This window comes from Sphingobium sp. CECT 9361, from assembly GCF_918741285.1.
GTDB lineage: Bacteria > Pseudomonadota > Alphaproteobacteria > Sphingomonadales > Sphingomonadaceae > Sphingobium.
On record NZ_CAKKNC010000015.1, the window covers coordinates 104,008 to 117,645 of the forward strand.

The following is a 13,638-nucleotide window of genomic DNA, read 5'->3' on the forward strand; positions in this document are numbered from 1 at the left end:
CCGCGCGCGGTTCGACCATTGCATTCACACAGTCCGATGGAGACACGAGGAGTTGCGGCCTTGTGCATCATCGCCACTCTTGGCTAAGCAGGGCGGCACCAAGGTTTGCGAGAAGAAACAGAGTGAAAAAAGCGAGCGTTACGTCGCATGCACATGGCCTTGCGAGCAGATGGGCTGTCGTGGGACTTGTTATCGGCATCGCCTTCTTCGTAATAAGTGCGGCCCTTGCCTATCTCAACATCGCGAATGTGCGCGCCAGCGAACGCGAGATCCGGCGCACCCATGGCGTTCTCACCACGCTTGACGATGTGCTGTCTGCCATGCTCGATGCCGAGACCGGGCAGCGCGGATATTTGCTGACGGGGCGGGACACATATCTCGACCCTTATGCCGAGGGAATCGCACGCGCCGATGACGAATTGCGCAAGCTTAATGGCCTGACGCGCGCCAACCCCGTCCAGGAGGAAACCTTCGTCTCCCTGGAAAACAGGGTCATGGCCAGAATGCGGATCATGAGTGATGTCATCAAGGTGCGTCGGGTCGGCGGTGTCGAGGCTGCGGTAGCCGCGTTGAACACCGATCGTGGCAAGAATGTCATGGATGATATTCGCGAACAGATCGCGCGAATGACGCGCGAAGAGCAGCGGATTCGTGAAACCCGTCTCGTTGCGATGGCAGCCGCCTCTCAGGCGGCGATTGTCAGTTCCGTCATAACCAGCCTCACCGGTATAGGACTGACGATCGCCATTTTCATCCTGTTCATGCGCAATGCGCGCAGCCGCGAACGCCAGCAGTGGCTTCAGGGCGCGCAGGCCGATCTGGCCAAGGCGATGATGGGCGACAAAAGCATTTCGGAGCTCGCCGCAGCCATCCTGGGGTTCATGCACGAGCGGACTGGTAGCCCGGCCGGCGCGCTATTTAAGGGAGAGGGCGGTAGCTTCCGGCGCGCCAACATGCTCGGCGTGCCCAGCGATGCCGATGTTCCCGATAAATTCGCGCTAAACGAGGGACTGATGGGTCAGGTCGCGGTCGATGGCAAGATCATGGTTCTTGACGATGTTCCGCCGGGCTATCTTACGGTCGGATCGTCGCTTGGACGCTCCGCGCCGCGGCATCTCGTCATCGCGCCGGCCAAGGCGGACGATGTGGTAAATGCGGTAATCGAGCTCGGGTTTTTCGAGCCCGTGGACCCTGTGGTACTCGAACTGCTCGACGAGGCGTCCGGCGCCATCGGCATCGCATTGCGCTCGGCACGGTTTCGCGAACGCCTGCAGGATGCGCTCGAGGAGACCCAGCATCAGGCCAGTGAACTGCAGGCGCAATCGGAAGAGTTGCGGGTGTCCAACGAGGAACTCGAAGAACAGGGGACAGCGCTGCGCGAATCGCAGGCGCGGCTCGAGCTTCAGCAGGTCGAGCTCGAACAGACCAACAGCCAGCTTGAGGAACAGGCGCAGACGCTCGAAACCCAGCGTGACGGGCTCGAACGCGCCAGCGCCACCTTGCAGCTCAAGGCGCGCGAACTGGAACAAGCCAGCCAGTACAAAACCGATTTCCTCGCGAACATGAGCCACGAACTTCGCACCCCGCTCAACTCGCTGCTGATCCTGTCGAAGCTGCTCGGCGACAATCCCGATGGCAATCTATCGCCCGAGCAGGTGCGGTTCGCGCAGACGATCCAGTCGTCGGGCAACGACCTTCTCAACCTGATCAACGACATTCTCGATCTCTCCAAGATCGAGGCGGGGCACATCGAAATCCAGCCGGCGGCGGTGCCGGTGGACCGGCTGCTGAACGATCTGCAGAAGGTTTTCCAGCCCATCGCAGACGAGCGGAGGCTGACATTGTCGTTGGAGCTCTCCGACGATTGCCCGCGCACATTCCTTACCGATCGCATGCGCCTGGAACAGATTCTCAAGAACCTGATGTCGAATGCGCTCAAGTTCACAGAGCGTGGCAGCGTGTGCCTGACCGTAGCGTCGGCGGCCGACAACAGCGTGACGCTGACGGTCGCGGATACGGGCATCGGCATTACTCAGGAGCAGCAGGACAGCATTTTCGACGCGTTCCAACAGGCCGATGGCTCGATCAGTCGGCGCTATGGCGGGACGGGTCTGGGCCTGTCGATCTCGCGCGAACTTGCCCGGCTACTTGGCGGCGCGATCACGGTGGAAAGCAAGGTCGGCGTGGGCAGCCGGTTCATGCTGACCATCCCCGCGACCTATGATCCTTTCAAGGTTCCCGTGCGCGAGCAAACGCGCGCCGCGCCGCAGCCGGCGTTGGCCAACCCGCAGCCTGTCAAGCACCGTGCGGCGGCCAAACCTCGCCCTTCCGGGATTGAGGACGACCGCAACGTGCTCGATACCGGCAAGCGGCTGCTGCTGGTGATCGAAGACGATGCGACCTTCGCCTCGATCGTGTGCGACCTGTCGCACGATCTCGGCTTCCAGTGCATCGTCGCCGGAACCGCGCAGGAGGCCATCGACATTGCGCGCGACTACAAGCCGAGCGCGATCGTGCTCGATATCGGTCTGCCCGACCAGTCCGGGCTGACCGTTCTCGATCATCTCAAGCACCAGAACGAGACCCGGCACATCCCGATCCATGTGATCTCCGGCGCCGACCAGAGCCAGACCGCGCTGGCGCTGGGAGCCATCGGCTATCTGGAAAAGCCGGTCCAGCGGGAACGGCTGGCCCAAGTGCTGGCCGGGCTGCAGCAGAAGCTCGCATCCTCAATGCGGCGTGTGCTGATCGTGGAGGACAACGAAGTCCAGCGCGATGCGGTATCTGAACTGCTCAAGTCGCAGGATGTCGAAACCGTGGGGGTGGGCACGGTGGCCAGGTGCCTGGAGCTGCTGCAGAGCGAGTCTTTCGATTGCATGGTGCTCGATCTTGCGCTGCCCGATGCGTCGGGTTTTTCGCTGCTGGAAGAGCTGAGTCAAGACAGCGACCGCGCCTATCCGCCGGTGATCATCTATACCGGGCGCGATCTGACGGTCGAGGAGGAGCAGCGTCTGCGTCGCTATTCCAGCTCGATCATCATCAAGGGCGCCAAGTCGCCAGAACGGCTGCTGGATGAGGTCTCGCTGTTCCTCCACCAGGTCGTCGCCGAAATGCCGCCCGAACAGCGCCGGATGCTCGAAAAGGCCCGGCATCGCGATGCCGCGCTCGAGGGTCGGAGGGTGCTCATTGTCGAAGATGATGTGCGGAACGTTTATTCGCTTACCAGCGTTCTTGAACCGCGCGGCGTGATCGCCAAGATTGCGCGCAATGGCCAGGAGGCGCTTGATATTCTGGAGGCAAGCGACGATCAGGCCGATCAGTCGATCGACCTCGTGTTGATGGACGTAATGATGCCTGTAATGGACGGGCTGACTGCCGTGCGCGAGATGCGGAGCGATCCCAAATGGGCTAAGCTGCCGGTCATCATGCTGACCGCCAAAGCCATGCCGGACGATCAGCAGAACTGCCTCGATGCGGGTGCCAACGATTATATGGCCAAGCCTATCGATGTCGACAAACTGCTCTCGCTGGTGCGGGTATGGATGCCGCGCTAGTGACCAGCTCAATCGAGGACATCGAAATCCAGCTGTTGCTGGAAGCGCTGTACCAGCATTATCATTATGACTTCCGGCACTATGCCCGCGCCTCAATAAAGCGTCGGCTGGTGCAAGCGCGCGCGCAACTGGGATATGACAGCATCTCCGCAATCCAGGCGGAAGTGCTGCGTGACGCGACTTTGCTGCCAAGATTGCTCGATTTCCTGACGGTGCAGGTCAGCGAGATGTTTCGCGATCCATCCTATTTCCGGGCGCTGCGGGAGAAGGTCATCCCGCATCTGCGGACCTATCCTTCGCTCAAGGTGTGGGTGGCCGGGTGCAGCAATGGCGAGGAACTCTATTCGCTCGCCATCCTGTTCCATGAAGAGGGACTGGCCAAGAAAACCCTATTTTACGCCACCGACATCAACCCGACCGCGCTCAATGCCGCGCAAGCCGGCGTGTATCCGCTTGACCGAATCCGGCTGTTTACCGAAAATCACCAGCAATCGGGCGGCCGCTCATCGCTGTCCGACTATTACACGGCCAACTATGGCCGTGCGGTATTCGACAAAACGCTGTGCAGCCAAGCGGTGTTTTCGGATCACAGCTTGGTCACCGATGCCGCGTTCGGCGAGATGCACCTCATCTCCTGCCGCAACGTGTTGATCTATTTCGACCGTGAGCTGCAGGACCGCGCGGTCGGGTTGTTCCGGGATTCGCTCGCGCGCAGAGGCTTTCTGGGCCTCGGCTCGAAGGAGAGCCTGCGTTTTTCCGCGCATGCCGATTCCTTTGGCGCGTTTGCGCGGGAAGAAAAGATCTATCAGCGGGCCGGTTCATGACCAGAGCTATCGTCATCGGCGCGTCGGCAGGTGGAGTGCAGGCTCTGTCCTGGATTCTGACGGCCTTGCCGCCGCATTTCGCGCACCCGATCCTGATTGTCCTTCATGTGCCGCAGCGCAATGACAACCCGCTCATCGAGTTGCTGCGGCTCCGATGTCTGCTCGAGGTTAAAGAGGCGGAGGACAAGGAAGCGCTTCAACAAGGCACGGTCTATTTCGCGCCTCCGGGCTACCATCTGCTGGTAGAGAAAAACATGGCGATTGCCTTGACTTCCGATGAACCTGTCAACTACTCGCGCCCCGCGATCGATGTCCTGTTCGAAACAGCCGCAGACGCTTTGGGCCCTGAACTGACCGGCATCGTCCTGACCGGTGCCAATCATGATGGCGCCGAGGGGCTGCGGGCGATCTGGGCGGCGGGTGGCACGGTGATCGTCCAGGACCCGGTGACCGCTGAAATGCCAACCATGCCGCGAGCCGCGCTCGAGGCGTGCCCGGCGGCCCGATGCCTGAGCATCGACGAAATTGTTAAATATCTGCGGAAGGAGGCGGCGTGATGACCTTGGCAAACGAACCGGTCCGCATTCTGCTGGTCGATGACCTGGAGGAGAACCTCATCGCCCTGAACGCGCTGCTGCGTCGCGAGGGGCTGAGCTGCGACACCGCCCGCAGTGGCGAGGAGGCGCTCGAGCTGCTGCTGGTCAAGGACTATGCGCTGGCGTTTCTCGATGTCCATATGCCCGGCATGGATGGCTTCGAGCTGGCCGAGTTCATGCGCAACAGCGAACGGTCTCGGCACATTCCGATCATCTTCGTCACAGCTGGTGCGGGCGACGGGACTCGGCGGTTCAAGGGCTATGAGGCCGGTGCGGTCGATTTCATCCAGAAGCCGATCGAGCCCGATATCCTGCGATCGAAAGCGCGTGTGTTTCTTGAGCTCTACAGCCAGCGCCGACAACTGGCGGCACAGCGCGATGAACTTGCCGCGTTGAGCGCGTCGCTGAAGCAAGCCGATATTCAGAAGAACCGCTTCCTGGCGGTTCTGGGGCACGAGCTGCGCAACCCGATCGCAGCGCTGAATGCCGGGCTGATCATGCTCGAGCGGAAAAAGGGACAGCCTGTCGAAGGCGACATTCGTATTTCGATGAACCGCTGTCTGATGCACATGACACGGTTGGTGGAGGATCTGCTCGACATCGCGCGGATCGAGCAAGGCAAGATTTCTCTGCAGTGCGAGCGAGTGGACCTGAACGATGTGCTGGCGTTTGCCGTCGAAACATCGCGTCCAGCGATCGACGAGGCAGGGCATACGCTGCAAATCGATCTTCCGCCAGGTCCGGTGCTGCTTAACGCCGATCACGCCCGCCTGGCGCAGATTATTGGCAACCTGATCAGCAATGCTGCCAAATACACTCCTGCAGCGGGCGAAATCCGGTTGACCGCGCGGGTTGAAGACCAGACTGCCTGGATTGAGGTTGCCGACAACGGTATCGGCATTGCGCCTGATCAGCAAAGCCGGATATTCGGGATTTTTGAGCAAGCCGATGTCAAGGGCAAGGTCAAGCAGGACGGCCTCGGGATCGGGCTGGCGCTGGTGAAGCAGCTGGTTGAGCTGCATGGCGGAACCATCCGCCTGAAACACAGCATGTTCGGAGAAGGCAGTACGTTCGAGGTGCGCCTTCCTACGGTCGAATGACGCCCGGCTCGTCTGGTGCTACGCGCCTACAGGCGAGCCCGAGTTTGATTTTTTTGTGGGATTGCGATCGGGGTCGCAGCGCGGACGGTCCGCAACGCCTGTTTAAGTCCTTCCTCGAACGTGGGGTGATAGAAGGGCATTTCGAACACCACGCTGGCGATTGGCATCAGCGGCTATGAGGCTGGCATCGACGGCGAAGCCTTCACCGCCGACCAATCCCTCCAATATGCAGCGCTTTACCGTCGTCTCAAACAGCGTGCGCAGCAAATCACTGTCGCGGAACCGGCCATGGCGGTTCTTGGAAAAGGTCGAATGATCGGGCACATCGCCTTCCAGTCCTAATCTGCAAAACCAGCGATAGGCGAGGTTGAGATGCACCTCATTGCACAGCCTGCGTTCCGAACGGATGCCCATGCAGTAGCCAATAAGCAGCATCCGGATCATCAGTTCCGGATCAATCGATGGCCGGCCGGTCTTGCTGTAGTAGGGCCGCAAATGCTCGCGGATTCCAGACAGATCGACGAACCTGTCAATCGATCGCAGCAGATGGCCTGCCGGCACATGCCGTTCCACGTTGAAGCTGTAAAACAGCGCTTCCTGTGCCACCGTCCGCTCGCCCATCATCGGCCTGTCTCCGTCCTGCACGAGCAGTGAATCAGACCTCGCAAACTACTTCAAGCCAGAGTTTTTCAACACTATCGACCAGACCCAGCCGTTCAGAGCAGTAGAGTTGAACGTCAATCCTAGCAAAAGCGGTCGCAGTTCGATCCGTTAATTGATTTGTTTCCCACTCCGTTCACGTGTAACCTGACGGAGACCTTAAGGAACGATCGAATTCTCGCCGCGCAAGAGTTGCCAAGTTCTTGATTGAGAAAAGGGGAGAGGGTGAAATGGCTATAATTCTCGGCACCGCAGGCCCTGACAACCTACTGGGAACCGCCGACGCCGACGTGATCGAAGGTCTCGGCGGCAACGACGAAATCACCGGACGGGACGGCCGCGACGAGCTTTACGGCGGCGACGGCAACGATATCGTCAACGGGTATAGTGGAAGCTTCTTTCACGAGACGGACGCCATTCTCTCGGGCGGCGACGGAGACGACATTCTGCAGTTCACAGATGGAAACACAGTCATCGGGACAGAGGTTCCTATAACACTGATTGACGGAGGCTCCGGCGTAGACACTGCCGTAATAAGCTCGAGTTTCGATTCGATAATCAATCTTTCTGATCCCTCCATTCCGCAGACATTCTATGCATACGTAAACACGCCGCGGGAGCCGTTTTATGGCGTTACTTTGGTCAACATCGAGCGACTGGTGTATCGTGGCAACAGCTCAAGTTTCGGCGACGATATAACCGGCGGTGCGTTGGATGACGAGATTTCTGGCGGGCGGGCCGACGACATTCTACAAGGTGGCGGCGGTGACGACATTTTACGTGGGGATGATGGCCGCGACACCCTGCTTGGCGGAGATGGTAACGATTATCTATCCCTCGGCCTGGGAGACATCTTGGTAGATGGGGGCGACGGGATCGACTCCATCCACTTCTCTGGCTACTATCCGGCGTCAGAGACCATGATCTTCTCGCTGGCCGATCCGACCGTCGAACAGACCCTGCTTGGTGCGACCGTTCGCAACGTTGAGTCCATCTCCGCCTACAGCTACGGCACCCGCGGTGATGATGTCGTGACCGGGGGCGCCTTTGCCGATGTCTTCAGCGGCTGGAGTGGCAACGACATCATCCGCGGCGGCGGCGGCAATGATGAACTGGACGGGGACATTGCGGGATTTGGTGCCGCTGGCAACGATGAGGTTCACGGTGACGCCGGTTCGGACAGGATTACCGGTGGGGGCGGCGACGACATCCTTTACGGCGGAAGCGACGGGGATCGCCTGAACGGCGACGGCGGGAACGACAGGCTTGTCGGCGGCCAGGGAGCGGACCAGCTCTTCGGCGGCAGCGGCGCGGATGTGTTCGTGTTCGCCCCTGGCGATGTCAGCCTGGCCTACGGGATGCGGGACCAGATCTACGACTTCGAGGTAGGAATCGACCAGCTAGACCTCTCCGCCTTCACCGGTGCCACAGTCACGCTGGTCGCGGGCGCTTACACCCGCGTGAAGATCGACTTCGATGGCGACCTCAAGACAGACGCCCTCATCCAAGTGGAAACGGTCGATGGCGCGGCACTGACGATGGGTGACCTACTGCTGTAGCAGAGCGTCACCCAGGCCTAGCCGCCTCGTTACGGCGAACGGCCAGGAGGTAGGGTCGTCCACCGGTGCGTCCTCGGTGGCAAGGCGCGAACGGCGCCAGCCCCTCGATCCACGTCGGCGGCAGCTAGAGGAGCGAGCATGTTCAACTCCTACCGCATGACCAGCGGACATGCCGAGTTTGCACGCGTGTTTCGCGAGCTATGCGGGAAAATAGGTGACAATGGAGGATTGAAGGCGGCGTATCGAGGCGGGTGTCGAGCCAGCCAGAACCTGTCGAGGAGAGCGATATCGCCTTCGAATTCGATGGAATTCGACGGCGGACTGCGGCGCCCCGAAAGACTGGCAGGTTCAGTTGACTCCCGCTGCCGCCATGGCGGCTCGAACAGCCGGACGCGACTTTAGGCGTTCGCGAAGTGCGGGCAGGGGAACCGGTAGATCGAGCGCAAAGCGGTCCGCCCAGACCAACATCACAAAGAGGTAGAAGTCGGCAACGCTGGGGCTTGGCGCCGAAGAGATAGTCGCCCTGCAGGTCATCAGAAAGCGGCTGCAGCAGTCGCAGCACCGTTTCGCTCGCCTTCGCATTTCGGCGGCACTGCTAGGGTGCCACATCAGCTTATAGGCCGGTGGATTTCTGTGGTGATGCAGGTCAGCGCTTCGAGCACGTGCGTTCACCCCAGCGTGCCGCCAACCTGCAGCGCCGGTGTCTCACCGGCGATCCACCGGGGTACCGCGACGTTTTCGGCAATCATCGTGCCATCGTCGAGGATGAAGGCCTTTTACGACGGCTCTTGACCTTCCGCCCGATATGTATCCAATGCCATCCTATCGCCACGTTCGGCCTCATCACCATTACCCCGGGGCCGTCTACATGAGGCTAGTCCACTAAATGCCAGCAACCCTGCCAGCCATGTCTAATCAGGATTATGCGCTTGGACTGGCCCGCGCGCTCGGTGGGGCGATTATCTTCGGCCTTCCTCTGCTCATGACCATGGAAATGTGGTCACTGGGTCTCGACATCCATCCCGCCCGGCTGCTGCTTTTCGTCTGCCTGAACTTCGGCGTCCTTGTCGTTCTCTCGCGCTTTGGCGGCTTCGAGCCCACCGATTCCTTCAGTGAAGACTTGCTGGACGCCCTTGGTGCTTATGCGGTGGGCATAGCGGGATCCACGCTGATCTTGAGCCTCTTTGGTTTGCTATACACGTCGATGCCGATCGGCGAATTTGCACGTATGATCGCGATACAGTCCATTCCTACGAGCTTTGGCGCGATGTTGGCACGCAAGCAGTTGGGTGAGGGCGAAAGGGAAAAGTCGCAGGACCAGAAGCGGAGGTCAGGCGAATATGCAGGCGAGCTGTTTCTTATGCTCGCCGGGGCGCTGTTCCTCGCGTTCAACGTCGCACCCACAGAAGAGGTCATTCTGATCGGTTTAAAGATGACGCCTTGGCACAGTTTGGCGCTTATCGCTGTGTCTCTCTTTGCACTGCATGTACTGGTGTTCGCGGTAGGTCTTCCGGGTCAAGAGCGCGCGCCCGAGGGCTATGGCGGGATAAGGCTGTTCCTAGCCTATACCATTCCCGGATATGCCATCGCTGCCCTGGTCGGCCTCTACATACTTTGGACCTTCGGCCGCGTAGATGGCCAGGCGGTTCACGCCATTGCCGGCAGTATGGTTGTACTCGGGTTTCCCGCATCCATCGGTGCAGCGATCGCCCGCCTTGTCGTGTGACGTAGCTCCGTGAAAATTTACTCTTCCACTGTTGCTCGGACCCCCATCCTCGAATGGATCGCTGCCGCCACGGGGTTGCTACTTTTGCTGTTCCTGCTGGTAGCGATAGGCCTGGACGTAGTGCAGGGTGGATCGCGTGTTCCCCCCGACATTCACATCGATGTTCATACAAGCGTGAAGGCGGGGGAAAGATATCTGGTGACCTTCGATGCCCGCAATAGGGGCGGGGCCTCTGCTGCTGCGCTTGAGATCGAGGGACAACTCACCGACCAGGGCCGAGTGATTGAGACGAGCAGCAGCACGATTGATTATGTTTCAGGCCATGGCACCGCACAAGGCGGCCTGTATTTCGAGCATGATCCCAGTAGCCTTGCTTTGAGGGTGCGGCCGATGGGCTATCAGGCTCCATGATGCCAGGCCGTAGGGGAGTTCCCTTGCCTGTGATTTGATCACGGCACAGATGCCGGACCCGTCTCCAATTAAGCTATTCAAGACGCTGCTCGCAGTGTCATTGATGCTTCACCACGCGTAGCCATGCTCTCTGATCGATACGCCGGATGCCAACGGACGACCTGGTTCGCGGCAGATAGTGGCGTAGGCAAAGCGAAGCGCTGGATCGCAGCCGATGACGGGTCAGCAGACTATATCGGCCGCGTTTCCCGTTCAGTTTCGCGCTGAACCAGACAGAATGTTGCCCGTCTTTGCTATTTAGAAGCAGATTTTTCGCTCCACTAGAGCGGACGGGCGGCCGTCGTTCTTTGCCGACCGATAAGCGGACAATATCCTGCTTTATAGGCGGCAACCCCATCTTGGACTTTCTCATCGTTTGCGTGTTGGTCGCGCATGGGGTGCGTTGCGGCTTACCGATACAGGTGACGCTTCTGGCTTTGGCCTGTGCCACTGTCTTGTCTGACAGAAAGGGCATGGTGCGCCGTATCTCTTCTTCGCCGTGTTCCTGTGCGCTGCCATCTGTCTTTCTGGCCCGTATGCCGGGTGGGACAGCACCGACTATCATCGGCTGTATTGCCAAAAGTGCGGATTCTGTTTCGCGAACCTCGTCGAAAATGCGGTGGAGCCCAAGGTCGCGAGTTTTGCCCAGGGGTCTGGCCCCGGTCCTAAACCTACAGCCGGATCGATTGCTGCAGCGTTTCATGCCTTGCTCGACCTCCTATTCGACGCAGCAGTCAAAGCTGCGTGTGGTCTATCCGCAGCAGCTTCGAAACCCCGCCGAAGTGCGGGGAGAAATGCAGCGTGACCCAAGCACCCATTCCATCCGGTCATGCAAGGCTCAGAACGTTAAATCAGCTGTTCCCATCAAGCACCCCGGCAAATCGATAGCTTGTCTGCTCCAAATCCAGGGCCCGGAAAAAGTTGTGCGTATTCCTGATTTCAATGTCACTCAACGCCTCCACCCGCGTGCAGCCGGCATTGCCCAGAGAGGCAGCGGCGGCTTTGAACATGGCGGTTGCAATGCCTTGGCGACGGTGACTCTTGTCGACCAGGATCATCGTAATCCGCCCAATCAGTCCATATTGAAGCGTAGGAAGAAGCGCCCAGGCGCAGCAACCGACTAACATCCCCCGTTCGGCGATCACCATGCCGCCCTTCAACTTGCGCACCGCTTCAAGTTTGCGCGCTACCCCAGGCCCGTCGATCTCTCCATGAGTCAGTTGCCCCAGCAACTTCGCCAGTTCTGGGGCATCAGTGGGCTTCGCCGCGCGAACGCGCAATTGGTGGCCTGGCAATGGTGTATGCATTGGCTCGGTAGCCACAGGCGAGATTGGCTTGGCCACAGGCGGCGCAAGCTTGTGGCGCGTGGACCGTCCCCTGACTTGCGTGTCGTCGGGCTGTGGCGCGGCGGATGTTTTGCCCTTTCTCCCTTTTGACGCCGCCTTCCTCGCTATAGCGTTTTTGGCAGGGGCTATCCGCTGGCGTGGCCCCTTAACGGGGCTACTTTCGACATCGTCCTCTGCTTTCTCTAGCCGTTTCGGCTTCTCCACTGGCGCGGCACGACCAGGCACGCGTTGGGCCGAGGCTTTCCAGGTGTTTAAGGACCCTTTGCGCAAATAGGTTTCAATATCCTCGGCTGAGGCCGTCAAACCGGCCTGGCTCACGCCGAGCAACGGCTCGCCATCCGCCTGCACCAGCCCGAATTTGCCGAAGTCTCCTGTTCCGGGGTTTCGCTTACGAGATTTGACAAGCTTCAACCCGCGGTGCTCCGCCATTTCACGCAGTTTGTGATAAATGATATCGTCGGGCATCCATCCATAACCCGTTATCGGGCCAGCGGTTCAAACTGCTGGGTTAAGTGCCTTGGTGTCGTGGACCGTCCGCGACCCGTAGCGGATCCGGTTGACCTTGGGCAATGCAACATCTCCTGGATGCCTGGGCCCGGATCCGCGCGGTAGGCGAAGGCAATGGCCTTGCGACCGATCTCGCCTGAACATGCGGACAGATGTCGAGACCAAGGCTGGCTCTTGAACCTGGCAGGCTGTAAGGGCCGTGGATGTCTTTGATAGAAACCTACCTCGCTAACGCCCAAGCGCAACGCGATGCTGCCGCCAAGACGCCTCTTCCCAATCGCAAGGCTATGCACGAGCGGTCGGCTGAAACCTGGGAAGAAATGGCCCGCAGCGTCAGCGACACGGCAGCCCGGGCGGCAATCAACTTAGCTGCGAAGTCGGCCCTTGTCGGCTGATAGTCCAAAAGTCCTTATGGACTGCGGTGTTGATCGACCAACGAGAAGCGGGAGCACAGGCTTAAGCCTGTTCTGTTCAAGGAAGATCACGTGAGCGACGAAGTCGAGTGGTGGGAATATGATGACCTGGCCGAGTTGGCTGCGGCGGTTGCTGGCGATATCGGCTTCATCATCGAAAGCGCGATCGACGCGCGCGGCGCGGCGGTAATTGCGCTTGCGGGCGGAAAGACGCCAATTCCAATTTACGAAGCATTATCGTCTGCAAAATTGGACTGGAAGCGCGTCACGATTATCCCCGGAGACGAACGCATTGTGCCATTGGGCGACCCGCTCAGTAACGTCACGGCGTTGGCCAAGTTCTTTCTGCCTAAGGGCGCCCGCGTCATGCCCATCGTCCCCAATGCGATCGCCGACTACAAGGCGGCAGGACGTTCTGCAGATGCCCTTATGCAAGACCTGCATTGGCCGCTCGATCTGTGTCTTCTCGGGGTCGGTAGCGATGGACATACCGCTTCGATCTTCCCGGGCCCCGATTTCGACGAAGCAATAGCGGGTCCAAAAGAATGCCGGGCCTTGGGCGTGATGCCACATCCGATGCCCGACGATGCACCCGTGCCGCGCGTTACGCTCAGTCTTGCGGCGATCACCACCGCGCGCGCTCTGGTGATCGCTTGTACAGGCACGGAGAAGCGCACCGTGATTGAGAATGCGATCAAGCAAGGACGGTCCTCCCCCTATCCGATAGGACGAGCGTTGGCAGGTACGGAACTCCCGGTGGACATCCATTGGGCGCGAGCATGAAGTCTGCTGGGCCGATGCCCCACTATGGTGCGGTACTGCGTCGCGTTTTTCGATCCTTTCCGACTGGGCCGGCTCACGATGGCGCGCGTGGAGCGCCGGAGCTGACAGGCCGTGGCTGAT

The 13,638-nt window shown here is 59.8% G+C and carries 10 protein-coding genes and 1 pseudogene; 9 read left to right on the forward strand and 2 right to left on the reverse strand.

Annotated features, from left to right (window positions below):
- Positions 1–179 precede the first annotated feature (179 nt).
- The 4 genes from LQ220_RS18220 to LQ220_RS18235 are packed head-to-tail and all read left to right on the forward strand — an operon-like array spanning position 180 to position 6,074.
- On the forward strand, positions 180–3,554 hold the full coding sequence (locus tag LQ220_RS18220; RefSeq protein ID WP_230189560.1) for a response regulator: 3,375 nt from the start codon (positions 180–182) through the stop codon (positions 3,552–3,554).
- A complete protein-coding gene (locus LQ220_RS18225; protein ID WP_230189561.1) occupies positions 3,539–4,378 on the forward strand; it encodes a CheR family methyltransferase in 840 nt (279 codons plus the stop codon). Before LQ220_RS18220 ends, LQ220_RS18225 begins: the two co-directional genes overlap by 16 nt.
- A complete protein-coding gene (locus LQ220_RS18230; RefSeq protein WP_230189562.1) occupies positions 4,375–4,935 on the forward strand; it encodes a chemotaxis protein CheB in 561 nt (186 codons plus the stop codon). Before LQ220_RS18225 ends, LQ220_RS18230 begins: the two co-directional genes overlap by 4 nt.
- Complete coding sequence (locus tag LQ220_RS18235) at positions 4,935–6,074, forward strand: hybrid sensor histidine kinase/response regulator (protein ID WP_230189563.1); 1,140 nt, start codon at positions 4,935–4,937, stop codon at positions 6,072–6,074. The genes LQ220_RS18230 and LQ220_RS18235 overlap by 1 nt, the downstream gene beginning before the upstream one ends.
- A 150-nt stretch (positions 6,075–6,224) precedes the next feature.
- Here LQ220_RS18235 and LQ220_RS18240 read toward each other — a convergent pair.
- A pseudogene (locus LQ220_RS18240) lies at positions 6,225–6,698 on the reverse strand (transposase); the annotation flags it as partial.
- Between the two features lie 239 nt (positions 6,699–6,937).
- On the opposite strand from LQ220_RS18240, the gene LQ220_RS18245 reads away from it, so the two are divergent.
- The 3 genes from LQ220_RS18245 (at position 6,938) to LQ220_RS18255 (ending at position 10,430) form a co-directional block, all read left to right on the forward strand.
- Positions 6,938–8,293: a calcium-binding protein gene (locus tag LQ220_RS18245; RefSeq protein ID WP_230189564.1), complete on the forward strand. Its 1,356-nt coding sequence runs from the start codon at positions 6,938–6,940 to the stop codon at positions 8,291–8,293.
- Positions 8,294–9,200: 907 nt separating this feature from the next.
- Positions 9,201–10,019 (forward strand): TIGR02587 family membrane protein, encoded by an 819-nt coding sequence (locus tag LQ220_RS18250; protein ID WP_230189565.1) that lies wholly within the window; start codon positions 9,201–9,203, stop codon positions 10,017–10,019.
- Positions 10,020–10,028: 9 nt separating this feature from the next.
- The gene (locus LQ220_RS18255) at positions 10,029–10,430 is read left to right on the forward strand and encodes a hypothetical protein (protein ID WP_230189566.1); all 402 of its coding nucleotides are present in this window, start codon (positions 10,029–10,031) and stop codon (positions 10,428–10,430) included.
- Between the two features lie 890 nt (positions 10,431–11,320).
- Here the strand turns inward: LQ220_RS18255 and LQ220_RS18260 are convergent.
- Positions 11,321–12,280, reverse strand: coding sequence for a GNAT family N-acetyltransferase (locus LQ220_RS18260; protein ID WP_230189567.1), 960 nt, complete (start codon positions 12,278–12,280; stop codon positions 11,321–11,323).
- A 245-nt stretch (positions 12,281–12,525) separates the two neighbouring features.
- Between LQ220_RS18260 and LQ220_RS18265 the strand changes: the two genes are divergently transcribed.
- Both LQ220_RS18265 and pgl read left to right on the forward strand, forming a co-directional pair.
- On the forward strand, positions 12,526–12,717 hold the full coding sequence (locus LQ220_RS18265; protein ID WP_230189568.1) for a hypothetical protein: 192 nt from the start codon (positions 12,526–12,528) through the stop codon (positions 12,715–12,717).
- A 90-nt stretch (positions 12,718–12,807) separates the two neighbouring features.
- Positions 12,808–13,518: a 6-phosphogluconolactonase gene (gene pgl / locus LQ220_RS18270; RefSeq protein WP_230189569.1), complete on the forward strand. Its 711-nt coding sequence runs from the start codon at positions 12,808–12,810 to the stop codon at positions 13,516–13,518.
- Positions 13,519–13,638: the final 120 nt, after the last annotated feature.

What these genes read in the sequence shown, in the direction of transcription:
- LQ220_RS18230 (WP_230189562.1), top strand. Translation starts at nt 4,375, where the DNA reads ATGACCAGAGCTATCGTCATCGGCGCGTCGGCAGGTGGAGTGCAGGCT.
- LQ220_RS18225 (WP_230189561.1), top strand. Translation starts at nt 3,539, where the DNA reads ATGGATGCCGCGCTAGTGACCAGCTCAATCGAGGACATCGAAATCCAG.
- LQ220_RS18260 (WP_230189567.1), bottom strand. Translation starts at nt 12,280, where the DNA reads ATGCCCGACGATATCATTTATCACAAACTGCGTGAAATGGCGGAGCAC.
- LQ220_RS18250 (WP_230189565.1), top strand. Translation starts at nt 9,201, where the DNA reads ATGTCTAATCAGGATTATGCGCTTGGACTGGCCCGCGCGCTCGGTGGG.
- LQ220_RS18235 (WP_230189563.1), top strand. Translation starts at nt 4,935, where the DNA reads ATGACCTTGGCAAACGAACCGGTCCGCATTCTGCTGGTCGATGACCTG.
- LQ220_RS18265 (WP_230189568.1), top strand. Translation starts at nt 12,526, where the DNA reads ATGTCTTTGATAGAAACCTACCTCGCTAACGCCCAAGCGCAACGCGAT.